This window comes from Pantoea sp. Tr-811 (assembly GCF_011752535.1).
Lineage (GTDB): Bacteria > Pseudomonadota > Gammaproteobacteria > Pseudomonadales > Pseudomonadaceae > Aquipseudomonas.
In genome coordinates this window covers 33214-57181 of the sequence record NZ_VWXJ01000019.1, presented here as the reverse complement: position 1 = coordinate 57181, position 23968 = coordinate 33214, and the positions used below count along the sequence as shown (strand labels likewise).

The following is a 23968-nucleotide window of genomic DNA, read 5'->3' as shown; positions in this document are numbered from 1 at the left end:
ACTGCACCGGCCACCCCCTGGGCTCAGACCTGGCCGGCTTGCAGCGCTTTCTCGCGCTCGTCCGTGCCTTGCGAAGCGGCGATGTCGGTGCCATTGCGGGCCTGTTCGGCGCGCAATTGCTGCTCGGCGACCTTCGCCTGGGTTTTCATCTGGACGTCTTCCTGCATGCGCTTGGCAATCTGTTCATCGACCTTGGCCTGCTGCTCTGGCGGCAGGGCGTTGTACTCGTCCTCGGTCATGCCCAGTTCCTGCAGGAACTTCTCCTTGATCTTCTCCTCGGGCGACTTGGCCATGTAGTCCTTGAATTGCTGGGTCGCATTGCCGCTTTCCGCAGTGCTGTCGCTGGCGCTGGCCTGCAGGCGAGCCGCGGCATCCGGGTTTTGCAGCAGCACCTTGAGTTTGGCGAAGGCCTCTTCGCGGGCGTCGTCGGCCTTCTGCTGGGATGTGCTGCCCTGGCTGTTCTGCTGGCTGGCGGTGTTGCTGGTGGCCAGGGGCGCGCGCACCGGCACTAGCGCGGCCTGGGCCTGTTCGTGGTTGATGCGTTGCTGTTGTTGCACGGAGGCCTGCCAACCGAGGCCGTTGAGGGTAATTGCCATATGCTCCTCCATGGGCGTTGCAAAGCCTGGGTAGAAGGGCAAAACCCATGCCAGCGGTGCGGGCCGCGAAAATAGGGCATGGCGACTATTCCGGTGGCCGTTGTGCAGGCATATGCTTGCCCGCTGGAGGCAGCATGTTGCCGCCTTCGGCAAAACGACCGTTGTCGGCAGCCCTGAACCCGGGCGCAGTTGCTGGCCAGCAGAGGGAGCGTCAATGAGTCATGAACCACGGCCAGTCCCCGCCGGCTTCAGCGAGCAGCAGTTGCAGCTGTTGTTCGAGCTTATCAGTGATGGCATCTGGGACTGGAACGCCAATAGCGGCTACGTCTATCGCAACCCCGGCTGGTACGCCATGCTCGGCTATGCCAGCCATTCCCTGGCCAACAGCGTGCTCACCTGGGAGAGCGTGATTCACCCGGAGGACTACCCGCGGGTAATGGCGCACTTCGAGGCCTATATCAACCAGCGCAATGAGCGCTACCGTGTCGAATACCGCTGCCGCTGCGCCGATGGCAGCTACCTGTGGGTCGAGGACAGCGGCCATGTCATCGCCCGCAACGACGACGGCTCGGTGGCACGGATGCTTGGTGCCCACCGCAACATCGATGCCGGCAAGCGCCTGGTGGCGCAGCTGGAGCAGAAAACCCAGTCGTTGGAAACCCTGGTGGCCGAGCGTACCCGCGAGCTGTCGTGGGTCAACCAGCAGTTGCAGCGCCAGCTGGACGAGAACCGCGAACTGGCCGAGCGTGATACGTTGACGCGCATCGCCAACCGCTACCGGCTGGAAAAAACCTTGCGCGAGGAGTGCGAGCGCGCCCAGCGCTTCCGCCAGCCGCTGGCGGTGATCGCTATGGACCTGGACGACTTCAAGCCGATCAACGACCGCTATGGCCATACCCGTGGCGATGCGGCGCTGCTGCGGGTGGTGGACACCCTGCGCGCCAGCCTGCGCGAGCAGGACCTGCTGGCGCGCTGGGGCGGCGATGAGTTCGTGATGGTGCTGCCGCACACGGCCCTGGGCGAGGCGCTGGAGGTGGCGGGGCGGTTGCGTCACTTGATGGCGCAGGTCGCGCCGGAGGGAGATTGCCGGTTGACCATGAGCTATGGCGTGGTCCAGCGCCAGGACGCAGAGGATGCCCAGGCGCTGTTGGCCCGGGCCGACAAGGCCCTGTACCGGGCCAAGGATTGCGGCAAGAACGCCATTTCCGAGTAGGCCCGCAGGGCCCATCGCGAGCTACGCTCGCTCCTACCAGGCCGGTGACGGTCCCGTAGGAGCGAGCGCAGCTCGCGATACGCCGCAGGCCTTATCAGATATGCAACGCATGCCCCAGCGCCCGCAGTGCCGCTTCCTGCACTGCCTCGCCCAAGGTCGGGTGGGCATGAATGGTGCCCGCCACATCCTCCAGCCGTGCGCCCATCTCCAGCGACTGGGCAAACGCCGTGGACAGCTCGGAAACCGCCACCCCCACCGCCTGCCAGCCGACGATCAGGTGGTTGTCACGCCTTGCCACCACGCGCACGAAGCCGCTCTTGGACTCCAGGCTCATGGCCCGGCCGTTGGCCGCAAAGGGGAACTGCGCGACGATGCAGTCCAGCCCTTGCTGGCTGGCTTGTTCCGGCGTTTTGCCGGCCACCACCACTTCCGGGTCGGTAAAGCACACCGCGGCAATCGCCGCAGGCTCGAAGCGCCGAGCCTTGCCCGCGATGATTTCAGCCACCATCTCGCCCTGCGCCATGGCCCGGTGGGCGAGCATCGGTTCGCCCGCCACGTCGCCGATGGCCCAGACGTTGCGCATGCTGGTCTGGCAGCGCTCGTCGATGGCGATGGCCGCGCCGTTCATCTTCAAGTCCAGGCATTGCAGGTTGAAGCCCTGGCTGCGCGGGCGCCGGCCCACGGCCACCAGCACTCGGTCGGCCTCAAGGCGCAGTTGCCCGCCCTTGCCGTCGCCGGCCAGCAGGCAGCCATGCTCAAAGCCTTCCACGCTGTGGCCCAGGTGCAGGGCGATGCCCAGCTTCTTCAGCGCCTCGGCCACTGGCGCGGTCAGTTCGCTGTCGTAGGTCGGCAGGATGCGCTCGCGCGCTTCCACCACGCTGACCTGCGCGCCCAGCTTGCGGTAGGCGATGCCCAGCTCCAGGCCGATATAGCCGCCGCCGACCACCACCAGGTGCTTGGGCAGGGTGCTTGGCGCCAGCGCTTCGGTGGAGGAAATGATCGGCCCGCCGAATGGCAGCATTGGCAGCTCCACGCTGCTTGAGCCGGTGGCCAGCAGCAGGTGCTCGCAGCGGATGCGCTGGCCGTCGACATCCACATGCTTGCCGTCGACGATCTGCGCCCAGCCGTGGATCACCTTGACCCCATGTTTCTTCAACAGGGCGGCAACCCCGGTGGTCAGCCGGTCGACGATGCCGTCCTTCCAGGCCACGCTCTGGCCAATCTCCAGGCGCGGGGCGTCGACCTTGATGCCCAGCGCCGACTGGCCCGCAAAGCCCGAGGCCTGGTGAAACTGCTCGGCCACGTGGATCAGTGCCTTGGACGGGATGCAGCCGATGTTCAGGCAGGTGCCGCCCAGGGCCTGGCCCTCGACCAGCACGGTGGGAATGCCCAGTTGCCCGGCGCGGATGGCGGCCACGTAGCCGCCGGGGCCGCCGCCGATGATCAGCAGGGTTGTATCGATGATCTGGGCCATGCTCACTCCACGAACAGACAGGCAGGTTGTTCAAGCAGGCCGCGCACGGCCTGAATGAACAGTGCGGCATCCATGCCATCGACCACCCGGTGGTCGAACGAGCTGGACAGGTTCATCATCTTGCGCACGACGATCTGGCCGTCGATCACCACCGGCCGCTCGACCATGCGGTTCACCCCCACGATCGCCACTTCCGGGGTATTGACCACCGGAGTGCTGACGATACCGCCCAACGCGCCGAGGCTGGTCAGGGTGATGGTCGAGCCGCTCAGTTCCTCGCGGCTGGCTTTGTTGCTGCGCGCGGCGTTGGCCAGGCGCGAGATCTCGCCGGCGTTGGCCCACAGGCTGCCGGCCTCGGCGTGGCGCAGCACCGGCACCATCAGGCCATTGTCACCTTGGGTGGCGATGCCCACGTGTACCGCGCCATGGCGGGTAATGACCTGGGCCTCGTCATCGTAGGTGGCGTTGATTTGCGGGAAATCGCGCAGGGCCACGACCAGGGCGCGTACCAGGAACGGCAGCAGGGTCAGCTTGCCGCGGCTGTCGCCATGCTTGGCGTTCAACTGCTGGCGCAGGGCCTCCAGGGCAGTGACGTCGATTTCTTCCACGTAACTGAAGTGGGCGACGCGGCGCTTGGCGTCCTGCATGCGCTGGGCGATCTTGCGGCGCAGGCCGATCACCGGCACCTGCTCGCTGTCGGTGCGCTTGCCATAGCCGCCTGGGGCCTGGCCGGCCGCGCTGTGGGGCTTGCTGATGAAGGCGTCGAGGTCTTCGTGCAGGATGCGCCCGGCCGGGCCGCTGCCGTGCACGTAGCGCAGCTCGATGCCGGCATCCAGGGCGCGTTTGCGCACGGCCGGCGAGGCCAGCGGCTTGTCGCCCGGCTGGCGCGGCACGATTGGCGCGGCCTCATGCACCACCGGCGCCGTGTAGGCCGTGGGCTGCGGTTCGGCTGGCGGCACTGGCTTGGCTGCCACGGGGGCTTCAACGGCCTTTGGCTGCGGCACGTCCACCTGGTTGCCGCCGCCTTCCACCTCGATGCGGATCAGCTCGCTGCCCACCGCCATCACTTCACCTGGCTGGCCGCCCAGGGCCAACACCTTGCCGCTGACCGGCGAGGGGATTTCCACGGTGGCCTTGTCGGTCATGACATCGGCCACTACCTGGTCCTCGGCGATCACATCGCCGACCTTGACGAACCATTCCACCAACTCGACCTGCGCGATGCCTTCGCCAATGTCCGGCATCTTGATGACGTGCGTGCCCATTCAGACCTCCATGACCCGTTTCAATGCCGCGCCTACCCGCGAAGGGCCGGGGAAATAGGCCCATTCCTGTGCGTGGGGGTAGGGGGTGTCCCAGCCGGTGACGCGCTCGATCGGCGCTTCGAGGTGATGGAAGCAATGCTCCTGCACCAGTGCCACCAGTTCGGCACCGAAGCCGCAGGTGCGGGTGGCTTCATGCACCACCACGCAGCGGCCGGTCTTCTTCACCGACTCGACGATGGTGTCCAGGTCCAGCGGCCAGAGGCTGCGCAGGTCGATCACTTCGGCGTCCACGCCGGTTTCCTCGGCGGCCACCTGGGCCACGTACACCGTGGTGCCGTAGGTCAGCACGGTGACATCGTTGCCGGGGCGGGTGATGGCGGCCTTGTCCAGCGGCACCGTGTAGTAGCCATCCGGCACGGCGCTTTGCGGGTGTTTCGACCAGGGCGTAACCGGGCGGTCGTGGTGGCCGTCGAACGGGCCGTTGTACAGGCGCTTGGGCTCCAGGAAGATCACCGGGTCGTCGCACTCGATCGAGGCAATCAGTAGGCCCTTGGCGTCATAGGGGTTGGAAGGCATCACCGTGCGCAGGCCACAAACCTGGGTGAACATCGCCTCCGGGCTCTGGCTGTGGGTTTGGCCGCCGTAGATGCCGCCGCCGCAGGGCATGCGCAGGGTCAGCGGGGAAATGAACTCGCCGGCGGAGCGGTAGCGCAGGCGCGCCATCTCCGAGACGATCTGGTCGGAGGCCGGGTAGAAGTAGTCGGCGAACTGAATTTCCACCACCGGGCGCAAGCCGTAGGCGCCCATGCCCACGGCGGTGCCGACGATGCCGCTTTCCGAGATGGGCGCGTCGAACACACGCGACTTGCCGTACTTGGCCTGCAGGCCCTCGGTGCAACGGAACACGCCGCCGAAGTAGCCGACGTCCTGGCCGTAGATCACCACATTGTCATCGCGCTCTAGCATGACATCCATGGCCGAGCGCAGGGCCTGGATCATGGTCAGGGTGCTGGTGGCCATGGCGGTTTCCGGGTTGATGCTGCTGTTGTGGTCGTTCATTTCAAACCCCCAGTTCCTGGCGCTGGCGGCGCAGGTGGTCGGGCATGTCCTTGTACACGTCCTCGAACATCGACGCGGCGCTTGGGATATGGCCGTTGGCCAGGGTGCCGTACTGCTCGGCCTCCTTCTGCGCGGCGATCACGGCGGCCTCGAACTCGGCGGTGGTGGCCTGGTGTTCGTCCTCGGACCACTGGCCGATGGCGATCAGGTGCTGCTTCAGGCGGGCGATCGGGTCGCCCAGCGGGAAGTGGCTCCAGTCGTCGGCCGGGCGGTACTTGGACGGGTCGTCGGAGGTGGAGTGGGGGCCAGCGCGGTAGGTGACCCATTCGATCAGCGACGGGCCAAGGCCACGGCGGGCACGTTCGGCGGCCCAGCGCGAGGCGGCGTACACGGCGACGAAGTCGTTGCCGTCCACCCGCAGCGAAGCGATGCCGCAACCCACGCCGCGCCCGGCGAAGGTGGTTTGCTCGCCGCCAGCGATGGCCTGGAAGGTGGAGATCGCCCACTGGTTGTTGACCACGTTGAGAATCACCGGGGCGCGGTACACGTGGGCAAAGGTGAGGGCGGTGTGGAAGTCCGATTCGGCCGTGGCGCCGTCGCCGATCCAGGCCGAGGCGATCTTGGTATCGCCCTTGATCGCCGAGGCCATGGCCCAGCCTACGGCCTGCACGAACTGAGTTGCCAGGTTGCCGCTGATGGTGAAGAAGCCGGCCTCGCGTACCGAGTACATGATCGGCAGCTGGCGCCCCTTGAGCGGGTCGCGTTCGTTGGACAGCAACTGGCAGATCATCTCCACCAGCGATACCTCGCGGGCCATCAGGATGCTCTGCTGGCGGTAGGTGGGGAAGCACATGTCGGTGCGGTTCAGCGCCAGCGCCTGGGCGCTGCCGATGGCTTCCTCGCCCAGGCTCTGCATGTAGAACGACATCTTCTTCTGGCGCTGGGCAACCACCATGCGGCTGTCGAAAATGCGCGTCTTGAGCATGGCGCGCATGCCCTGGCGCAGCACCTGCGGGTCGATGTCCTCGGCCCACGGGCCAAGGGCATTACCGTGGGCGTCGAGCACCCGGACCAGGCTGTTGGACAGGTCGGCGGTGTCGGCGGCGTCTACATCGATGGGCGGTTTACGGACTTGCCCTGCGTCGTTCAGGCGCAGGTAGGAAAAATCGGTCTGGCAGCCTGGCCGGCCGGTGGGCTCGGGCACATGCAAACGCAGGGGGGCGTACTCGTTCATGCTTTTTACGCTCGCTCGGATGTTGTTTTTGTGAGCTCTGAAGCGGCCGCCGCTGGCCACCGGCTTGTGACTGGCAGGTCAGCGTCACCTACATCTTAGTGGCAGGGCGGGAGAATTTTTCTCTCTAGTTGATTGCCTTTGCCGGGCTGGGAAGATAAACATTCCGTATAAACACAAGAAACCGGTGAATTTGTCTCATGCGCAAGCTCGATCGTACCGATATCGGCATTCTCAACAGCCTTCAGGACAACGCCCGCATCACCAACGCCGAGCTTGCGCGTTCGGTGAACCTGTCGCCGACGCCCTGCTTCAACCGGGTCAAGGCCATGGAAGAACTGGGCGTCATCCGCCAGCAGGTGACCTTGCTCTCGCCCGAGGTGCTGGGGCTGGATGTCAACGTGTTCATCCATGTCAGCCTGGAGAAACAGGTCGAGCAGGCCTTGCACCGCTTCGAGGAAGAGATTGCCGAGCGGCCCGAGGTGATGGAGTGCTACCTGATGACCGGGGACCCGGACTACCTGTTGCGGGTATTGCTGCCGAGCATCCAGGCGCTGGAGCGGTTTCTGGATTACCTGACGCGGCTGCCCGGGGTGGCCAATATCCGCTCCAGCTTTGCCTTGAAGCAGGTGCGCTACAAGACGGCCTTGCCGTTGCCCGCCAATGGCATGACCTTGCCGTAGGCGCGTCTGATCGCGACACGACCGACAGCGAACCCGCCTTGGCCGCTCGATATTTCATGACGGGGCCTGCGCGGGGCGGTGATTACCCTTATGCTGCTAGCACCCACCGCCACCTCACCAGGGAGCTTCGAGGGACGTATGCGTAATATCTGGAAGCCTTTTCAGTCGTTGTATTTCGCTGCCTTGATGATGCTGATCGGCTCGGGCCTGCTCAGTACCTACCTGGCCCTGCGCCTGGCGGCCGACCACGTCGACAGCCTGTGGGTGGGTGCGCTGATGGCGGCCAACTATTTCGGCCTGGCGGTGGGCGGCAAGGTCGGCCACCGGTTGATCGGCCGGGTGGGGCATATTCGTGCCTATGCCACCTGCGCCGGGATCGTGGGCGCCGCGGTGCTCGGCCATGGCCTGACCAATTGGCTACCCGTGTGGGTGGGGCTGCGGATGATCGTTGGCCTGGGCATGATGTGCCAGTACATGGTCATCGAGAGCTGGCTCAACGAGCAGGCCGAGGCCAAGCACCGTGGCGCGGTGTTCAGCGGCTACATGATCGCATCGTACCTGGGGCTGGTGCTCGGCCAGCTGATTCTGGTGGTGCACCCGCAGCTCGGCCCGGAATTGCTGATGCTGGTGGCCATGTGCTTCGCCCTGTGCCTGGTGCCGGTGGCGATGACCCGGCGCATTCACCCCGCCCCCTTGCGCCCGGCGCCGATGGAGCCGAAATTCTTCATCAAGCGCGTGCCGCAGTCGCTCAGCACGGTGCTCGGCTCGGGGTTGATCGTGGGTTCGTTCTACGGCCTGGCGCCGTTGTATGCGTCCAGCCAGGGGCTGTCCACCGAGCAGATCGGCCTGTTCATGGGGTGCTGCATCTTTGCCGGGTTGCTGGTGCAATGGCCGCTGGGCTGGTTGTCCGACCGCTATGACCGGGCCGTGCTGATTCGCAGCGTGGCGGTGGGCCTGGCGCTGGCGTCGGCGCCGCTGGCGTTTTTGCCCAGCGTGCCGCTGGAGGCGCTGTTCGGCATCGCCTTCGTCATTTCACTGTTGCAGTTCTGCCTGTACCCGCTGGCGGTGGCGTTTTCCAACGACCACGTGGAGAGCGAACGGCGTGTGTCGCTGACCGCCATGCTGCTGGTCACCTACGGCGTAGGGGCCTGTATCGGGCCGCTGGCCGCCGGGGTGCTGATGAAGGTGCTGGGCGCGCAGATGCTGTATGCGTTCTTTGTGTTCTTCGCGCTGGTGCTGGTGTGGCGCATTCGGCCCAAGGCGGTTACCGGGCTGCACCAGGTGCAGGACGCGCCACTGGGCCACGTGGCCATGCCAGCGGCCGGCTCGCCGTTGTCGGCGGCGCTCGACCCACGGGTGGATGAGCAGACCGTGCAAGAGGTGATGCAGGCGCCGGTGGCGGCTGAGGATACCGAGGATGAAGGCAAGGCGGAGCCTGCAGCCAAGGCGCAGGCGGAGGATGAGGTCAGCAAGTCGGTTTAAGCCGGTTCGGCCCTATCGCGAGCTCTGCTCGCTCCCGCGGTAGGAGCGAGCGCAGCTCGCGATAGGGCCCGAACAGAAGATCAGTAGTCGTCCTTGTCGAACCGCCGCGCTTCACGCTGCAGCTGGTAGACAAAACTCTCGATCTTGCGCTGCGCCTGGCCATTGAGGTTATGGAAGCGCACGCCGGCAAAGGTGGTGTTGATGCGTTCTTCAAAGTGCAGGTGGCGCAGCTCGACCATGGTGTCGACCAGGCCCAGCGGGTTGCTGGCCTTGAAGCGCTCGTACACCTGGCCCAGTTGCAGGCGGTCTTCGACATTGCCGTCGAAGCGCAGCTTGCAGCCCGTGGCGGAGATGTCCAGCAACTTGCCACGCAACGCACCGTTGCCCTTGAGGAAACTGCCGTCGAGGATGATATCGACCAGTTGCGAAAGCTTCAGCGCGGCGCGGAAGGCGTTGCGGCGCTGGTGGTAGGTCATCTCCACCGGCAGGGCGCCGCGGTAGCAACGGTGGCCGTCGATTTCGGTGATCTTCAGCTCATGGTCGCATTCCCAGGCGATGCGCACGCCATCGTGGAAGCCTTCGACGCGGAACGGCTCGCCGTTCTCGATGAACTTCTCGCCATCACGCGGGATCATTTCGTCCAGCGCCAGCACGTCGTTGTCACGGTCCACGTGCACCACGTAGCTCTGGAACCGCTGGCTGCGCTCGTGGAAGGTGATGATCAGGGGATCATGGCTCTCTTGCAGCTGGCGCAGGTTGGCCGCGATCTCCAAAGGCGTGTTCAACACCTTCGGCGGCTGCGGGGCATCGGTTTCATTGAACACGGGTTATCAATCTCCAGGCAAAAACGACACACGCAAGTAACGGCATTTTGCCAGTATGTTCCGTGCCTTGATAGCTGTAATCACACCTGGCTGAGCGCCCGGGGCTTGGCCAGCGGGGAAGTTGTGCCACGGCTGTCGTACAGGGACGGCGCTTCACCGCCCTGCAGGATTCTGATCTGGTTGGCCGTGACGTGTTGCTGCACCTGGATGATCCGGCCGTTGGTCTCGTTGACCTTCTGGCAGGCTTCCATCAGTTGGGTGAGCACATTGAGCTGCTGCATGATCAGTTCGCCGTTGTCCGACTGCGCGGCCAGGGCTTGCACGCCGGCGCGGTTGGGCGTCAGGCCCAGGCTGATGAGCAGGTTGTTGCGGCGCACGCCTTGCTGTTCGAGCAACACGATCAACGACTGCTTGCGGGCCAGGATGCCCTCCAGCGGCGCCATGTCCCGCGCGTGCAGGGCCACGGCCTCCTGCTGGAGCAGGTCGAGCAGTTCCTGGGTCGGGGCGATGTCGTCTTCGATCAGTTGCAGCAAGGTGGTGTCGTGCATGGCTAACTCTTGGGTTTTTAAGCGTCCGTGAAGTCAGCGCGACGAACGGTCAGCGCTGGGCTTCGAAATCGAGCAGTTTGCTGGCGACCCGGCCGGCATCGACCTGGTAGCTGCCATCTGCGATCGCCTGCTTCAACTGTGCCACACGGTCACTGTTGACCACGGGCTGGTCGCGCAGCTTGTCGCTGATCTTCTGCAACTGCTGGGCCTCCTGGCTCAGGTGTACGGTTTCTCCGCTGGCGCTGGCCTTTTTCGGCGTTTCGGCGCTTTCGCCGGCCTTTTCGGCGCTGCTGGGCGTGGTATTGCCACGCACGCCGCCCGTGATGGACGGAGAATTATTCAAACGACTGAAGTCGATAACCATGATCAGAACCTCTGGGTATTTGGACGCTTGCCTTGTTTTCGGCCACCCCGAAAGAAACTTTAGGCACAAATGCATAGCCGCCTGTCAGCAAGCTCGCGAACCCGTTCCGGCACAGTTTAGGAAATGCGCCTGCACACCGCCAGCGCAATCTACATGGCCACCTCGACTTGCCCCGGGCCAGTGACCCGGGCCTTCACCACGCGCTGGGAATTGAGGTTGCGCACGCGAATCTGCTCGCCCTGGCCGCCTTTGCTCAGGGCCTCGCCGGGCATGCGCACGCTCAAGCTGCCGGTGCGCGCGGTGATTACCACCTGGTCGCCCTTGCGCACCACCTCGGCCTGTTCCAGGTGCTGGGGCGTGAGTACCTGGTCGATCACCGTGGGGCGCAGCATCTTCATGCCCACCGCCTGGTCCAGTTCGGTGAGAAAGCCCTGGGTCAGGGTGCCCACGTCGCGCTCGCGCAGGGCCACGTCGCCCTCGCTTACCAGGTTGTCGCGCTTGAGTGGGCGCGTCACCACCACCACGTCGCGGAACAGCCGCACCGTCGCCGGCACGAACACGGTCCACGGCGCTGCGCCGTCGCAGCGCACCCGCACGGTCACCCGGCCCAACGGCGTGGCCGGGCTTTCCAGCGAGGCGTCCAGTTGCTGGCTGCACAGCGGCATGCGCAGGCGTGGGTCCAGTGGGTTGACCTGGATCTCGTAGCGGCCCGCTGTCTGGGTGGTGGCCAGGTAGTCCTCAACGGTGAATTCAAGAAACCCTTGGGTGACACCGATAAGCTGTTCAGGCAAGGTAACCGCGTCCGCCAGGGTGCGTGCGCCGGGTGCCAGCAGGCAAAGTACGGCCAGCGCGCCGTTCAGCAGCTGCGTCAGTCGTCGGAAATTTGTCGTTTTCATGTACATGGCGCTCAAAAAAGCAAAGCCCGTGCCGACTCTAACTTTTGAGTTGCAACGAATGGCTGAAACAAGAGGAGTCAGGCATGGCGGGGGTAATGGATTCAGTCAACCAGCGTACACAGCTGGTGGGGCAGAATCGCCTGGAGTTGCTGCTGTTTCGCCTTAATGGCGCGCAGCTCTACGGCATCAACGTATTCAAGGTTCGCGAGGTGCTGCAGTGCCCGGAGCTGACCTTGCTGCCCCGCTCGCACCCGGTGGTGCGTGGCGTGGCCAACATTCGCGGGGCGACCATCCCGATCCTCGACCTGTCGATGGCGACGGGGCTGCCGGGGTTGACGGAAGAAACCCGCAACAGCTTCGTGATCATCACCGAGTACAACACCAAGACCCAGGGTTTCCTGGTGCATTCGGTGGAGCGCATCGTCAACATGAACTGGGAAGAGATCCACCCGCCACCCAAGGGCACCGGGCGCGATCACTACCTGACCGCGGTCACCCGGGTGGACAACCGCATGGTCGAGATCATCGACGTGGAGAAGGTGCTGGCCGAAGTGGCGCCATCGTCCGAGTCGGTATCGGCCGGCGTGGTGGATGCCGAGGTGCAGGACAAGGCCGTGCTGCTGCGGGTGCTGACCGTCGACGATTCGTCGGTGGCGCGCAAGCAGGTCAGCCGTTGCCTGCAAACCGTCGGTGTCGAGGTGGTGGCGCTCAATGACGGCCGCCAGGCCCTGGAATACCTGTGCAAGCTGGTGGACGAGGGCAAGAAGCCGGAAGAAGAGTTCCTGATGATGATCTCCGACATTGAAATGCCGGAGATGGACGGCTATACGCTTACAGCGGAGATTCGCAGTGATCCGCGCATGCAGAAACTGCACATCTGCCTGCATACTTCGCTGTCCGGGGTGTTCAACCAGGCGATGGTGAAGAAGGTTGGGGCCGATGACTTCCTGGCCAAGTTCAAGCCGGACGACCTGGCCCAGCGGGTGGTCGACCGGATCAAGGCAACGCATTGAAGCAGCCGGGGGCAGGCCCCCGGCAACCGTGATTTAACAGAGGCCGCAGTAGTGTCTACGGGTAATTTGGAGTTCGAACAGTTCAGGGTCTTCCTGGAAAAAGCCTGTGGCATCCTGCTGGGCGAGAATAAGCAGTACCTGGTATCCAGCCGCCTCAACAAGCTGATGGAGCAGCACGGCATCAAGAGTCTGGGTGAGCTGGTGCAGCGCATCCAGACCCAGCCGCGCGGCGGCCTGCGCGAGCTGGTGGTAGATGCCATGACCACCAACGAAACCCTGTGGTTTCGCGACACCTACCCGTTCGAGGTACTGAAGAACAAGGTCATTCCCGAGTTCATCCGCAACAACCCCGGCCAGCGCCTGCGCATGTGGTCGGCGGCCTGTTCGTCGGGCCAGGAGCCGTACTCGATCTCGATGGCCATCGACGAGTTCGAGCGCAGCAACCTGGGCCAGCTGAAGATGGGCGCGCAAATCGTCGCCACCGACCTGTCCGGGTCCATGCTGAACAACTGCAAGACCGGCGAGTACGACAGCCTGGCCATTGCCCGTGGCCTGTCCCAGGAGCGCCTGCAGCGCTATTTCGACCCCAAGGGGCCGGGGCGCTGGGCGGTCAAGCCGGCCATCCGTAGCCGCGTCGAGTTTCGTTCGTTCAACCTGCTCGACAGTTACGCAAGCCTGGGCAAGTTCGACATCGTGTTCTGCCGCAACGTGCTGATCTACTTCTCGGCGCAGGTGAAGAAGGACATCCTGCTGCGCATCCACAGCACCCTCAAGCCTGGGGGCTACCTGTTCCTTGGGGCTTCCGAGGCGCTGAACGGGTTGCCGGAGCATTACCAGATGGTCCAGTGCAGCCCGGGCATCATCTACCAGGCCAAGTGAGCCAGAAGGCCGGCAGCGAAAGCAGCCGGCCTTTTTTGTTGGCCTGTGCCGTCCCCTTCGCGGGGCAAGCCCGCTCCTACATGCGAAGAGGTCGGCACAGGTAAAGCCGACGTCAATTTTTTGATTTGCCGCTTTTGCCGCCCGGCAATTGCCGCTTTGCCTTTTCCAGGCGGAAGCACTTTGCCGCTTTTCTGGCAGGGTGCCATCCCCTACCTGCGCCACAGCCCAGCATTTCCGGGCTTTGGGAAACCTGGCACAGCCCTTGCTAAAGCTTGCTCAACGAAATTCCGGCCAACCTTCGAAGGTTTTCCCGACATGAGCATCAGTTTCGACAAGGCGCTTGGCATTCACGAAAAGGCCCTGGGCTTCCGCGCCCAGCGCGCTGAAGTGCTGGCCAACAACATCGCCAACGCCGACACGCCCAACTACAAGGCGCGCGACATGGACTTCTCGTCGGTGCTCGCCGCCGAGAGCCAGAAGCAGCAAAGCGGCCGCTTCGCCATGGAGCGCACCAACAGCCGCCATATCGAAGCCGAAGGCCTGGCCATGAACGACGACGGCCTGCAGTACCGGGTGCCGACCCAGCCTTCGATCGACCAGAACACCGTGGACGCGCAGATCGAGCAATCGAACTACACGGAAAACGCCATTGGCTTCCAGGCCAGCTTCACCCTGCTCAACAGCAAGTTCAAAGGGCTGGTTTCGGCCCTGCGCGGAGAATAATCATGTCCCTTTCCAGTGTTTTCAATATTGCCGGTAGCGGCATGAGCGCGCAGAACACCCGCCTCAACACCGTTGCCTCCAACATTGCCAACGCCGAAACCGTGTCGTCGAGCATCGACCAGACCTACCGCGCGCGCCACCCGGTCTTCGCCACCACCTTCCAGGACGCCCAGGGCGGCGTCAGCCAGTCGCTGTTCGAAGACCAGGGCCAGGCGGGGCAGGGTGTGCAGGTCAAGGGCATCGTCGAGGACCAGAGCAACCTCGAAGCGCGCTACGAGCCCAACCATCCGGCGGCGAACAAGGACGGCTACGTCTACTACCCGAACGTCAACGTGGTCGAGGAGATGGCCGACATGATCTCCGCCAGCCGCGCGTTCCAGACCAACGCCGAGCTGATGAACACCGCCAAGAACATGATGCAGAAAGTGCTGACCCTGGGTCAGTGATAAGGAATCCGGACCATGGCCATCGATACCTCCGGCGGTGTGAACCTCAATGACGTCCTCGCGGCGTCCGGTGTCACCACCACCAGCACCAAGAAAAGCACCACCGACACGGCCTCGCAGACGGGCAACAGCACCCTGGGCAAGGATGCGTTCCTGCAGTTGCTGGTCACCCAGATGCAGCACCAGAACCCGCTCGACCCGCAGGACAACGGCGAGTTCGTGGCCCAGCTGGCGCAGTTCAGCAGCCTGGAAGGCATCACCTCGCTGAACGAGTCGGTCACCAACATCACCAGTGCCATGGCTTCTTCCCAGGCGCTGCAGGCCTCGTCGCTGGTCGGCCGCTCGGTGGTCGTGCAGAACGACAAGGCTGTGGTCGACACCGCCGACAGCTTCAATGCCCAGTTCGTCGTGCCGCAGGCCATCGACGGGGCGAAGGTCACCGTCAAGGACAAGGACGGCAACACCATCAAGACCATCGAGGTGGACGAGCAGAAAGCCGGCTATGCCGACTTCATCTGGGACGGCACCAACTCCAAGGGCGAGAAGGTCGACCCGGGCACCTACACCTTCACGGCCACTGCCACGGTGGACGGCAAGTCGGTGCAGATGAACACCCTGCTGCCGGCCAAGGTCACCAGCGTCAGCTTCAACACCACGGGCGAGATGGTGCTCAACCTCGCCGGGGTCGGCAAGGTTTCCCTGTCCGACGTACAAACCATCGGTATCTAAGGCCAGAACGGCAAAAGGAGTTTCACCATGTCTTTCAATGTAGGCCTGAGCGGTCTGTACGCGGCCAACAAACAACTGGACGTTACCGGTCACAACATCGCCAACGTCAACACCACTGGTTTCAAGTCCTCGCGTGCCGAGTTCGCTGATGTGTACGCCGGTGCCAACCGCCTGGGCGTGGGCAAGAACCAGGTCGGCAACGGCGTGCGCCTGGCTGCGGTTTCCCAGCAGTTCACCCAGGGCGACATCAACAACACCGGCAACGTGCTGGACATGGGCATCCAGGGCCAGGGCTACTTCGTGCTGTCCGACAACGGCTCGATGGTCTACACCCGTGCCGGTGCCTTCCAGAACAGCAAGGACAACTACGTCGTCACCTCCGATGGCCTGCGCCTGCAGGGCTACGCCGCCGACTCCGCCGGCAACATCAAGAAGGGCGTGCTGACCGACCTGCAGATCGACACCTCGGCCCTGCAGCCAAAAGCCACCACCCTGATCGACCAGGGCATCAACCTGGACTCGTCGTCCAAGTCGATTCCGCTGCCATCGACCCCACCGGTTGCCGGTGAAATCGTGTTCGACCCAAGCGACGATACCTCGTACACCAAGTCGTTCCCGACCAAGGTCTACGACAGCCAGGGTAACGAGCACACCATGGAGCAGTACTACCGCAAGACCGACACCAACGAGTGGACCATGTACACGTTGATCGACGGTCGCAACCCGATGAACCCGGCCAGCACCGATCCGCTGACCAGCACCATCAGCTTCAACAGCGATGGCAGCGTGGCGTCGATGGCCACCGACACCACCGGCCTGCCGACCGGTTCCGAGTGGAGCGTGACCAACAACACCTTCACCCTCAAGGGCTGGATTCCGGCGGCGCAGGATGCCAATGGCAACTGGGCGGCCAACGGCTCGGTGGAAAGCAGCGCCGGCATGCGCCTGGCGATGAACAGCACCACTTCGTTCAACACCGAGAGCGCGCGCCTGTCCCAGTCCCAGGACGGCTATGCCACTGGCATCCTGTCGAGCCTGAGCATCGACGCCACCGGCGTGATGTTCGCAAGCTTCAGCAACCAGCAGTCGCGTGCCATCGGCCAGGTGGCGCTGGCTAGCTTCGCCAACGAGCAGGGCCTGCAGCAGATCGGCGGCACCCGCTGGACCGAAACCTACTCCTCGGGCATTCCGGGCATCGATGCGCCGAAGACCGGTACCCTGGGTAGCGTGGAGTCCAACTCGCTGGAAGGTTCCAACGTCAACCTGACCCAGGAGCTGGTCGAGCTGATCAAGGCGCAGAGCAACTACCAGGCCAACGCCAAGACCATCTCCACCGAAAGCACCGTCATGCAGACCATCATTCAGATGACCTGATGATGGCTGAATGAGGGGCCGCTATGCGGCCCATCGCGACCTGCGGTCGCTCCTACCGGCGTCTGTAGGAGCGACCGTAGGTCGCGATGGGCTGCGCAGCGGCCCCTGCGTTTCGGAGGTTGCATGAAAAAACTGATCGTCACGCTGCTCGCTGCCTTTTGCCTGTACCAGGCCCAGGCCGGCACTGCGCCCTGGTGGCGCTGGGAAAGCCAGGTGGACGGGCGGTTGGTGTGCTCGCAGTGGCCGCCAGGGGAGGGCTGGAAGAAGTTTGCCGGGCCCTTCACCAACGGTGGCTGTCGCGAACCTTGAGTGGGTCGGTACAGGTTTGCCGCCATCGGCAACCCGGCGCCGGATAACCGGCGTCACCCCATCCGCAAAACCCCGAAAAGGCCCGTATTTACGGGCTTTTTCATGAATTCGAAAAGTTGGTTCGGAACTTGCTTTAGTGCTTGCACAGCAACGGCAGGCGGCAAACGCCGGCCAGTGCAGCGGAGGATGACTGTGGACAAGATGCTTTACGTGGCCATGACCGGCGCCAGCCAGAACGCGCTGGCGCAGAAGGCCCACGCCAACAACCTGGCGAACATTTCCACCAACGGTTTTCAGCGCGACCTGGAGCAGGCGCGCTCGATGCCGGTGTTCGGTGACAGCTTTCCGTCGCGGGCGTTTGCCATGACCGAACGCCCAGCCACTGACTTCAGCGAAGGGCCGATGGTTGAAACCGGCCGTGACCTGGACGTGGCCGTGGCCGGGCAGGGCTTCATCGCCGTGCAGGCACCCGATGGCAGCGAAGCCTATGTGCGCACTGGCAGCCTGAACATCGATGCCCTGGGCGTGCTGCGTGCCGGCAACGGCATGCCGGTGATCGGCAATGGCGGCCCGATCGCCATTCCGCCTGAGCAGAAGGTTGAAGTGGGCGCCGACGGCACCCTGAGCATCCGCTCCATGGGCGAAGGCCCGCGGGTAATGGCCGAGGTTGACCGCATCAAACTGGTCAACCCCGACACCAAGGGCATGACCAAGGGCCTGGACGGTTTGATCCACACCCAGAACGGCCAGCCGGCCGCCGCCGACGTCAACGTGCGGGTGGTGTCGGGCTTCCTCGAAGGCAGCAATGTCAACGCGGTGGAAGAAATGACCTCGGTGCTGGCGCTGTCCCGCCAATTCGAACTGCACGTGAAAATGATGAACGCGGCCAAGGAAGGCGATGAAGCCATGGCGCGTGTTTTGCAAATCGGCTAACCACACTTGAACGGGTGCCGTAAAACAGGCGCACGAGGAGAATACTGATGCTTCCGGCTCTTTGGGTCGCTAAAACCGGCCTGTCCGCCCAGGACACCAACCTGACCGTCATTTCCAACAACCTGGCCAACGTTTCGACCACCGGCTTCAAACGCGATCGCGCCGAGTTCCAGGACCTGCTCTACCAGATCAAGCGCCAGCCAGGCGCGCAGTCCACCCAGGACAGCGAGCTGCCATCGGGCCTGCAGGTCGGTACCGGTGTGCGCATCGTCGGCACCCAGAAGAACTTCCAGACCGGCAGCCTGCAAACCACCGAGAACCCGCTGGACCTGGCGGTCAACGGCCGTGGTTTCTTCCAGGTGCTGCAGCCGGACGGCACGGTTTCGTACACCCGTGACGGCACCTTCCACCTGAACTCCGACGGCCAGGTCGTCACCGCCCAGGGCTTTGCCCTGGAGCCTGCCATCGTCGTGCCGAACAACGCCCAGACCTTCACCGTCGGCCAGGACGGCACCGTGTCGATCACCACCGCCGGCAACGCCGCCGCCCAGGTCATCGGCAACCTGCAAACCGCCGACTTCATCAACCCGGCCGGCCTGCAGGCCATCGGTGACAACCTGTTCCTGGAAACCGCCTCCAGCGGCGCGCCGCAGGTCGGCACCCCGGGCCTGAACGGCTTCGGCACCACCCTGCAGCAAACCCTGGAAAACTCCAACGTCAGCACCGTGGAAGAGCTGGTGAACATGATCACCACCCAGCGCGCCTACGAGATGAACTCCAAGGTCATCTCCACCGCCGACCAGATGCTGTCGTTCGTTACCCAGCAGCTCTGAAGCCTGGTAGCCCAGGTTCTGGTTCTACTCCCGTTACACCGTGAGGTATGTGTCATGAAGCGTTTGTTGTCCGTGTTCGCCCTGGGGGGGGCGGTTGTCCTGGCAGGTTGCGTCGCCCCGACGCCCAAGCCGAACGACCCGTATTACGCGCCGGTTCTGCCGCGCACCCCGCTGCCGGCGGCCGCCAACAACGGTTCGATCTACCAGGCCGGTTTCGACCAGAACCTGTACACCGACCGCAAGGCGTTCCGCGTGGGTGACATCATCACCATCACCCTGAACGAGAAGACTTCGGCGAGCAAGAACGCCGGGTCCCAGGTCGCCAAGACCAGCAAGACCGACATCGGACTGACCTCGCTGTTCGGCGCATCGCCCAACACCAACAACCCGTTCGGCGGCGGTGACCTGTCGCTGGAAGCCGGCTACAGCGGCGACCGCGCCACCAAGGGCGACAGCAAGGCCACCCAGGGCAACACCCTGACCGGTTCCATCACCGTCACCGTGGCCGAAGTGCTGCCCAACGGCATCATCGCCGTGCGCGGCGAGAAGTGGATGACCCTGAACACCGGTGAAGAACTGGTGCGCATTGCCGGCCTGGTGCGCGCCGACGACATCGCCACCGACAACACCGTGCCGTCCACCCGTGTGGCCGACGCGCGCATCACCTATTCGGGCACCGGCTCGTTCGCCGATGCCAGCCAGCCCGGTTGGCTGGACCGCTTCTTCCTGAGCCCGCTTTGGCCCTTCTGAGTACGGATGAACATGTTCAACGTAAGGCAGCTGATTGCCGCGACCCTGCTCCTGTCCTGTGCCTTCGGTGCCCATGCCGAGCGCCTGAAGGACATCGCCAGCATTTCTGGCGTGCGTTCCAACCAGTTGATCGGCTATGGCCTGGTGGTGGGGCTCAACGGCACGGGTGACCAGACCACCCAGACGCCGTTCACCCTGCAAACCTTCAACAACATGCTGTCGCAGTTCGGCATCAAGGTGCCGGCAGGTTCGGGCAACGTGCAGCTCAAGAACGTCGCTGCGGTGTCGGTGCACGCCGACCTGCCGGCGTTCGCCAAGCCGGGGCAGGTGATCGACATCACCGTGTCGTCGATCGGTAACTCCAAGAGCCTGCGTGGCGGCAGCCTGCTGATGACCCCGCTCAAGGGCATCGACGGCAACGTCTACGCCATCGCCCAGGGCAACCTGGTGGTCGGCGGCTTCGACGCCGAAGGCCGCGACGGCTCGAAGATCACCGTCAACGTTCCGTCGGCCGGGCGCATTCCCGGCGGCGCTTCGGTCGAGCGTGCGGTGCCGAGCGGCTTCAACCAGGGCAATACCCTGACCCTGAACCTCAACCGCCCGGACTTCACCACGGCCAAGCGCATCGTCGACAAGGTCAACGACCTGCTCGGCCCAGGCGTGGCCCAGGCCGTGGACGGCGGTTCGGTGCGCGTTACCGCGCCGATGGACCCGAGCCAGCGCGTGGATTACCTGTCGATCCTGGAAAACCTCGAGGTCGACCCGGGCCAGGCCGTGGCCAAGGTCATCATCAACTCGCGTACCGGCACCATCGTCATTGGCCAGAACGTCAAGGTGTCGCCGGCGGCGGTCACCCACGGCAGCCTGACCGTGACCATCACCGAAGACCCGATCGTCAGTCAGCCGGGGCCGTTCTCCAACGGCCAGACCGCCGTGGTGCCGCGCTCGCGGGTCAACGCGCAACAGGAAGCCAAGCCGATGTTCAAGTTCGGCCCGGGCACCACGCTGGATGAGATCGTCCGGGCGGTGAACCAGGTCGGCGCAGCACCGGGCGACCTGATGGCGATCCTCGAAGCCCTGAAGCAGGCCGGCGCGTTGCAGGCCGACCTGATCGTGATCTGAGGACGCGGCCGATGAATTCGAAAAGCCTGGTGTCCAGCCACGCCGACAGCGGCGCCTACACCGACCTCAACCGCCTGAGCTCGCTCAAGCATGGCGACCGCGACAGCGACGCCAACGTGCGCAAGGTGGCCCAGGAGTTCGAGTCGCTGTTCGTCAGCGAAATGCTCAAGGCCTCGCGCAAGGCCAGTGACGTGCTGGCCGACGACAACCCGATGAACACCGAGACGGTCAAGCAGTACCGCGACATGTACGACCAGCAGCTGGCCGTGAGCATGTCCCGCGAAGGCGGCGGTATTGGCTTGCAGGATGTGCTGGTGCGCCAGCTGTCGAAGAACAAGGCTACGCCCGCCAACACCAGCCCGTTCCCGCGCATCGAAGGCAATGCGCCGGCGCTGTGGGGCAACAAGGTGGCCGAGCCGGTGCGGGCCCAGGCCAGTGCCACCCGCAACGACGTTGCGGCGCTCAATTCGCGGCGCCTGGCACTGCCCAGCCGGCTCACCGACCGCCTGCTGGCGGGCATCGTGCCGTCGGCCACTGGCGCCGATGCCACCACCAATACCGCCGCCGTGCCGGCCCGTGACGGGCAGCAGGTGGCCCGGGCCATCGCCATCCCGGACAACGGCCTGCGCATCACCGGCCGCGCCGTGGCGCAGCCGCCGCTGGCGCCGAAGAAAGCCTTCAGCGACAGCGACGACTTCGTCGCCACCATGCTGCCAATGGCCGAGCAGGCCGCCAAGCGCATCGGCATCGACCCCCGTTACCTGGTGGCCCAGGCCGCCCTGGAAACCGGCTGGGGCAAATCGGTGATGCGCAACAGCGACGGCAGCAGCAGCCACAACCTGTTCGGCATCAAGGCCAGCGGCAACTGGGAAGGCGATTCGGCGCGTGCGATCACCAGCGAATTCCGCGATGGCCAGTTCGTCAAGGAAACGGCGTCGTTCCGTTCCTACGACTCCTACCAGGACAGTTTCCACGACCTGGTGAACCTGTTGCAGAACAATTCGCGCTATCAAGATGCCGTGAAGTCGGCCGATAACCCAGAACAATTCGTGCGAGAACTGCAAAAGGCCGGGTACGCCACCGACCCGAGCTATGCCAGCAAGATCTCGCAGATCGCAAAGCAGATGAAGTCGTACGAGAGCTACGCAGCACTCGGGACCGCAACGAAACTTTAAGGGTATGGAACCATGGCGAGTCTGATCAATATTGGCATGTCGGGGCTTGGCGCCGCGCAATCGGGGATGTACACCCTCGGTAACAACATCGCCAACGCCGACGTCGAAAGCTACTCGCGCCAGCAGAACGTGCAGACCACCAAGGGCGCGCAGCAGGTTGGCCAGGTGTTCATCGGCACCGGCACCACCCTGGCCGACGTGCGTCGGGTGTACAACGCATTCCTTGAGAACCAGCTGCGTACCACCACCTCGCTGAGCAGCGACGCCAGTTCCTACCTGAGCCAGATCGACCCGCTGGACACCGCCCTGTCGAGCAGTGACACCGGCATCACCGCCGCCCTGCAAAGCTTTTTCAGCGCCATGCAGGACGCCGCCGCCAAGCCCACCGAGGACGCCTCGCGCCAGCTGCTGCTGACCAGCGCGCAGTCCTTGGCCAAGCGCTTCAACACCCTGTCGTCGCAGCTGAACCAGCAGAACAGCACGATCAACGCCAACATGGCGTCGATCGCCGACAAGGTCAACGCGCTGACCAAGTCGATTGCCGACCTCAACGGCCAGATCTCCAAGATGACCGCCGTCAACGGCCAGCCCAACGACCTGCTCGACCAGCGCGATGGCGCGGTGCGCGAGCTGTCGTCGCTGATCGGCGCCGACGTGGTGGAGCAGAAGAACGGCAACTACGACATCTACCTGAAGAACGGCCAGGCCCTGGTGCTGGGCAACACCACCCAGACCATCGGTGTAGAACCGAGCGCCACCGACCCGACCCGCATGAGCCTGATCCTCAACCGCGGCTCGACCAAGATGGACATCACCAACAGCACCACCGGCGGTGAGCTCGGTGGGCTGATCCGCTACCGCAAGGAAACCCTCGACCCTGCGCTCAACGAGCTCGGTCGCGTGGCCCTGGTGGTGGCCGATGCCATCAACAGCCAGCTGGCCCAGGGCATCGACAAGAACGGTGACTTCGGCTCGACGCTGTTCGCCGATATCAACAGTGCGGCGGCCATCAGCCAGCGCAGCATTGCCAAGAGCGGCAACAGCGCAGGCTCGGGCAACCTGGACGTGACCATCAAGGACACTGGCAAGCTGACCACCAGCGACTACCAGGTGACCTTCAACAGCGCCAAAGAATACACCGTGCGCAAGCTGCCCGACGGCACCGACATGGGCACCTACAGCCTCGATGACGACCCGGCGCCGGTGATCGACGGCTTCAGCCTGTCGCTCAATGGTGGCGGCCTGAGTGCCGGTGACAGCTTCAAGATCACCCCGACGCGCAATGCCGCGGGCGCTATCGACACCGTGCTGACCGACCCCAAGCGCCTGGCGCTGGCTGCACCGCTGACCGCCGCCAGCGGCTCGGGCAACAAGGGCACCGGCGTGATCAGCCAGCCGACCCTGACCTCGCAACTGGACATCTACGACGCCGCCCAGCGTGCGCAACTGCAAACCGGCCTGAAGAATTCGACCCCGGTCAAGTTGGTGTTCGGCGATGACACCGCCTCGCCCCAGGCGTACACGATGTACGACGCCCAGGGCAACAACATCGGCAGCGGCACGATCATTCCGGGCCAGGAAAACAAGCTGTCGCTGTCGGTGCCGATGGTCGATGCCAACGGCAACTCGCTGGGCAGCAGCTTCACCTTCGACATGAGCGTGTCGGGCGCGCCGAAAAATGGCGACAGCTACACCGTGTCGCTGACCGCGGCGGGCTCTGCGGACAACCGCAACAGCCAGTCGGTGATCGACCTGCAGACCAAGTCCACCGTCGAGGTGGGCGCCGACGGCAAGGGCATCAGCTTTACCGATGCCTACGCCAAGCTGGTGTCCAACGTCGGCGGCAAGGCCGGCCAGGCGCAGATGGACAGCGACGCCACCACGGCGCTGCAGAAGTCTGCAGTGGAGGCGCGCAATGGCGTGTCTGGCGTGTCGATCGACGAAGAGACCGGCAACCTGATCAAGTTCCAGCAGTACTACACCGCGTCGTCGCAGATCATCAAGGCGGCCCAGGAAACCTTCGCCACCCTGATCAACAGTCTTTAAG

General features: G+C 64.3%; 25 protein-coding genes. 16 read left to right on the top strand and 9 right to left on the bottom strand.

The genetic code is table 11. The annotated features are described in order from the left end of the window. Window positions 1-23 precede the first annotated feature (23 nt). Window positions 24-596 (bottom strand): hypothetical protein, encoded by a 573-nt coding sequence (locus F3J44_RS23845; RefSeq protein WP_167059948.1) that lies wholly within the window; start codon window positions 594-596, stop codon window positions 24-26. Window positions 597-810: 214 nt separating this feature from the next. Between F3J44_RS23845 and F3J44_RS23840 the strand changes: the two genes are divergently transcribed. Beyond that, a complete protein-coding gene (locus F3J44_RS23840; RefSeq protein ID WP_167276618.1) occupies window positions 811-1809 on the top strand; it encodes a sensor domain-containing diguanylate cyclase in 999 nt (332 codons plus the stop codon). Window positions 1810-1903: 94 nt separating this feature from the next. Here F3J44_RS23840 and lpdA read toward each other — a convergent pair whose 3' ends face one another. The 4 genes from lpdA to F3J44_RS23820 are packed head-to-tail and all read right to left on the bottom strand — an operon-like array spanning window position 1904 to window position 6841. Then, window positions 1904-3283: a dihydrolipoyl dehydrogenase gene (gene lpdA / locus F3J44_RS23835; RefSeq protein WP_167276615.1), complete on the bottom strand. Its 1380-nt coding sequence runs from the start codon at window positions 3281-3283 to the stop codon at window positions 1904-1906. Window positions 3284-3285: 2 nt separating this feature from the next. After that, window positions 3286-4548, bottom strand: a complete 1263-nt coding sequence (locus F3J44_RS23830; protein ID WP_167276613.1) for a dihydrolipoamide acetyltransferase family protein — start codon at window positions 4546-4548, stop codon at window positions 3286-3288. Then, complete coding sequence (locus tag F3J44_RS23825) at window positions 4549-5607, bottom strand: alpha-ketoacid dehydrogenase subunit beta (protein WP_167059960.1); 1059 nt, start codon at window positions 5605-5607, stop codon at window positions 4549-4551. Window position 5608: 1 nt separating this feature from the next. Next, the gene (locus tag F3J44_RS23820) at window positions 5609-6841 is read right to left on the bottom strand and encodes a 3-methyl-2-oxobutanoate dehydrogenase (2-methylpropanoyl-transferring) subunit alpha (RefSeq protein WP_167059964.1); all 1233 of its coding nucleotides are present in this window, start codon (window positions 6839-6841) and stop codon (window positions 5609-5611) included. Window positions 6842-7038: 197 nt separating this feature from the next. Between F3J44_RS23820 and bkdR the strand changes: the two genes are divergently transcribed. Together bkdR and F3J44_RS23810 are read left to right on the top strand one after the other, a co-directional pair. Beyond that, on the top strand, window positions 7039-7521 hold the full coding sequence (bkdR, locus tag F3J44_RS23815) for a Bkd operon transcriptional regulator BkdR (protein ID WP_167059967.1): 483 nt from the start codon (window positions 7039-7041) through the stop codon (window positions 7519-7521). Window positions 7522-7659: 138 nt separating this feature from the next. After that, window positions 7660-9003: an MFS transporter gene (locus tag F3J44_RS23810; protein ID WP_167276609.1), complete on the top strand. Its 1344-nt coding sequence runs from the start codon at window positions 7660-7662 to the stop codon at window positions 9001-9003. Window positions 9004-9083: 80 nt separating this feature from the next. On the opposite strand, the gene F3J44_RS23805 is transcribed toward F3J44_RS23810, so the two are convergent. The 4 genes from F3J44_RS23805 to flgA all read right to left on the bottom strand — a co-directional run bounded on the left by F3J44_RS23805 (window position 9084) and on the right by flgA (window position 11635). After that, window positions 9084-9827, bottom strand: a complete 744-nt coding sequence (locus F3J44_RS23805; RefSeq protein WP_167276606.1) for a flagellar brake protein — start codon at window positions 9825-9827, stop codon at window positions 9084-9086. A gap of 80 nt (window positions 9828-9907) precedes the next feature. Further along, window positions 9908-10375, bottom strand: a complete 468-nt coding sequence (locus tag F3J44_RS23800) for a flagella synthesis protein FlgN (RefSeq protein ID WP_167276602.1) — start codon at window positions 10373-10375, stop codon at window positions 9908-9910. Window positions 10376-10424: 49 nt separating this feature from the next. After that, window positions 10425-10739 carry a flagellar biosynthesis anti-sigma factor FlgM gene (gene flgM, locus F3J44_RS23795; protein ID WP_167059979.1) on the bottom strand — a complete coding sequence of 105 codons (315 nt, stop codon included), beginning with the start codon at window positions 10737-10739 and terminating at the stop codon, window positions 10425-10427. 149 nt (window positions 10740-10888) lie between these two features. Further along, entirely contained in the window at window positions 10889-11635 is a 747-nt protein-coding gene (gene flgA, locus F3J44_RS23790) for a flagellar basal body P-ring formation chaperone FlgA (protein WP_205300120.1), read from the bottom strand. Between the two features lie 95 nt (window positions 11636-11730). On the opposite strand from flgA, the gene F3J44_RS23785 reads away from it, so the two are divergent. From F3J44_RS23785 to flgK, 13 genes are all read left to right on the top strand, one after another. Further along, window positions 11731-12648, top strand: coding sequence for a chemotaxis protein CheV (locus F3J44_RS23785; protein WP_240158500.1), 918 nt, complete (start codon window positions 11731-11733; stop codon window positions 12646-12648). A gap of 51 nt (window positions 12649-12699) precedes the next feature. Further along, window positions 12700-13527, top strand: a complete 828-nt coding sequence (gene cheR / locus F3J44_RS23780) for a protein-glutamate O-methyltransferase CheR (RefSeq protein ID WP_167276596.1) — start codon at window positions 12700-12702, stop codon at window positions 13525-13527. 315 nt (window positions 13528-13842) lie between these two features. Next, window positions 13843-14250: a flagellar basal body rod protein FlgB gene (flgB, locus tag F3J44_RS23775; RefSeq protein WP_167059991.1), complete on the top strand. Its 408-nt coding sequence runs from the start codon at window positions 13843-13845 to the stop codon at window positions 14248-14250. Window positions 14251-14252: 2 nt separating this feature from the next. Continuing rightward, window positions 14253-14696 carry a flagellar basal body rod protein FlgC gene (gene flgC / locus F3J44_RS23770; protein WP_167059994.1) on the top strand — a complete coding sequence of 148 codons (444 nt, stop codon included), beginning with the start codon at window positions 14253-14255 and terminating at the stop codon, window positions 14694-14696. Between the two features lie 15 nt (window positions 14697-14711). After that, on the top strand, window positions 14712-15425 hold the full coding sequence (gene flgD, locus F3J44_RS23765) for a flagellar hook assembly protein FlgD (protein WP_167276593.1): 714 nt from the start codon (window positions 14712-14714) through the stop codon (window positions 15423-15425). A gap of 27 nt (window positions 15426-15452) precedes the next feature. Continuing rightward, window positions 15453-16799 (top strand): flagellar hook protein FlgE, encoded by a 1347-nt coding sequence (gene flgE / locus F3J44_RS23760; protein WP_167060000.1) that lies wholly within the window; start codon window positions 15453-15455, stop codon window positions 16797-16799. A gap of 123 nt (window positions 16800-16922) precedes the next feature. Then, window positions 16923-17108, top strand: coding sequence for a hypothetical protein (locus F3J44_RS23755; RefSeq protein ID WP_167060003.1), 186 nt, complete (start codon window positions 16923-16925; stop codon window positions 17106-17108). A 192-nt stretch (window positions 17109-17300) separates the two neighbouring features. Continuing rightward, a complete protein-coding gene (locus F3J44_RS23750) occupies window positions 17301-18041 on the top strand; it encodes a flagellar basal body rod protein FlgF (RefSeq protein ID WP_167060006.1) in 741 nt (246 codons plus the stop codon). Between the two features lie 47 nt (window positions 18042-18088). After that, entirely contained in the window at window positions 18089-18874 is a 786-nt protein-coding gene (gene flgG / locus F3J44_RS23745) for a flagellar basal-body rod protein FlgG (RefSeq protein WP_167060009.1), read from the top strand. Between the two features lie 54 nt (window positions 18875-18928). Continuing rightward, window positions 18929-19624 carry a flagellar basal body L-ring protein FlgH gene (gene flgH, locus F3J44_RS23740; protein ID WP_167060012.1) on the top strand — a complete coding sequence of 232 codons (696 nt, stop codon included), beginning with the start codon at window positions 18929-18931 and terminating at the stop codon, window positions 19622-19624. Window positions 19625-19636: 12 nt separating this feature from the next. Further along, a complete protein-coding gene (locus F3J44_RS23735) occupies window positions 19637-20746 on the top strand; it encodes a flagellar basal body P-ring protein FlgI (RefSeq protein WP_167060015.1) in 1110 nt (369 codons plus the stop codon). An 11-nt stretch (window positions 20747-20757) separates the two neighbouring features. Further along, window positions 20758-21921 carry a flagellar assembly peptidoglycan hydrolase FlgJ gene (flgJ, locus tag F3J44_RS23730; protein ID WP_167060018.1) on the top strand — a complete coding sequence of 388 codons (1164 nt, stop codon included), beginning with the start codon at window positions 20758-20760 and terminating at the stop codon, window positions 21919-21921. Window positions 21922-21933: 12 nt separating this feature from the next. Further along, window positions 21934-23967 (top strand): flagellar hook-associated protein FlgK, encoded by a 2034-nt coding sequence (gene flgK, locus F3J44_RS23725; protein ID WP_167276591.1) that lies wholly within the window; start codon window positions 21934-21936, stop codon window positions 23965-23967. Window position 23968 lies beyond the last annotated feature (1 nt).

Bases quoted from the DNA above. Each gene is read 5' to 3' on its own strand.
- F3J44_RS23755 (WP_167060003.1), top strand. From the start codon at position 16,923: ATGAAAAAACTGATCGTCACGCTGCTCGCTGCCTTTTGCCTGTACCAG.
- F3J44_RS23825 (WP_167059960.1), bottom strand. From the start codon at position 5,607: ATGAACGACCACAACAGCAGCATCAACCCGGAAACCGCCATGGCCACC.
- flgM (WP_167059979.1), bottom strand. From the start codon at position 10,739: ATGGTTATCGACTTCAGTCGTTTGAATAATTCTCCGTCCATCACGGGC.
- flgH (WP_167060012.1), top strand. From the start codon at position 18,929: ATGAAGCGTTTGTTGTCCGTGTTCGCCCTGGGGGGGGCGGTTGTCCTG.
- F3J44_RS23840 (WP_167276618.1), top strand. From the start codon at position 811: ATGAGTCATGAACCACGGCCAGTCCCCGCCGGCTTCAGCGAGCAGCAG.
- F3J44_RS23830 (WP_167276613.1), bottom strand. From the start codon at position 4,548: ATGGGCACGCACGTCATCAAGATGCCGGACATTGGCGAAGGCATCGCG.
- flgA (WP_205300120.1), bottom strand. From the start codon at position 11,635: ATGAAAACGACAAATTTCCGACGACTGACGCAGCTGCTGAACGGCGCG.
- bkdR (WP_167059967.1), top strand. From the start codon at position 7,039: ATGCGCAAGCTCGATCGTACCGATATCGGCATTCTCAACAGCCTTCAG.
- F3J44_RS23845 (WP_167059948.1), bottom strand. From the start codon at position 596: ATGGCAATTACCCTCAACGGCCTCGGTTGGCAGGCCTCCGTGCAACAA.
- flgE (WP_167060000.1), top strand. From the start codon at position 15,453: ATGTCTTTCAATGTAGGCCTGAGCGGTCTGTACGCGGCCAACAAACAA.
- flgG (WP_167060009.1), top strand. From the start codon at position 18,089: ATGCTTCCGGCTCTTTGGGTCGCTAAAACCGGCCTGTCCGCCCAGGAC.
- flgJ (WP_167060018.1), top strand. From the start codon at position 20,758: ATGAATTCGAAAAGCCTGGTGTCCAGCCACGCCGACAGCGGCGCCTAC.
- F3J44_RS23800 (WP_167276602.1), bottom strand. From the start codon at position 10,375: ATGCACGACACCACCTTGCTGCAACTGATCGAAGACGACATCGCCCCG.
- F3J44_RS23810 (WP_167276609.1), top strand. From the start codon at position 7,660: ATGCGTAATATCTGGAAGCCTTTTCAGTCGTTGTATTTCGCTGCCTTG.
- F3J44_RS23820 (WP_167059964.1), bottom strand. From the start codon at position 6,841: ATGAACGAGTACGCCCCCCTGCGTTTGCATGTGCCCGAGCCCACCGGC.
- flgC (WP_167059994.1), top strand. From the start codon at position 14,253: ATGTCCCTTTCCAGTGTTTTCAATATTGCCGGTAGCGGCATGAGCGCG.
- F3J44_RS23735 (WP_167060015.1), top strand. From the start codon at position 19,637: ATGTTCAACGTAAGGCAGCTGATTGCCGCGACCCTGCTCCTGTCCTGT.
- lpdA (WP_167276615.1), bottom strand. From the start codon at position 3,283: ATGGCCCAGATCATCGATACAACCCTGCTGATCATCGGCGGCGGCCCC.
- flgB (WP_167059991.1), top strand. From the start codon at position 13,843: ATGAGCATCAGTTTCGACAAGGCGCTTGGCATTCACGAAAAGGCCCTG.
- F3J44_RS23785 (WP_240158500.1), top strand. From the start codon at position 11,731: ATGGATTCAGTCAACCAGCGTACACAGCTGGTGGGGCAGAATCGCCTG.
- flgK (WP_167276591.1), top strand. From the start codon at position 21,934: ATGGCGAGTCTGATCAATATTGGCATGTCGGGGCTTGGCGCCGCGCAA.
- flgD (WP_167276593.1), top strand. From the start codon at position 14,712: ATGGCCATCGATACCTCCGGCGGTGTGAACCTCAATGACGTCCTCGCG.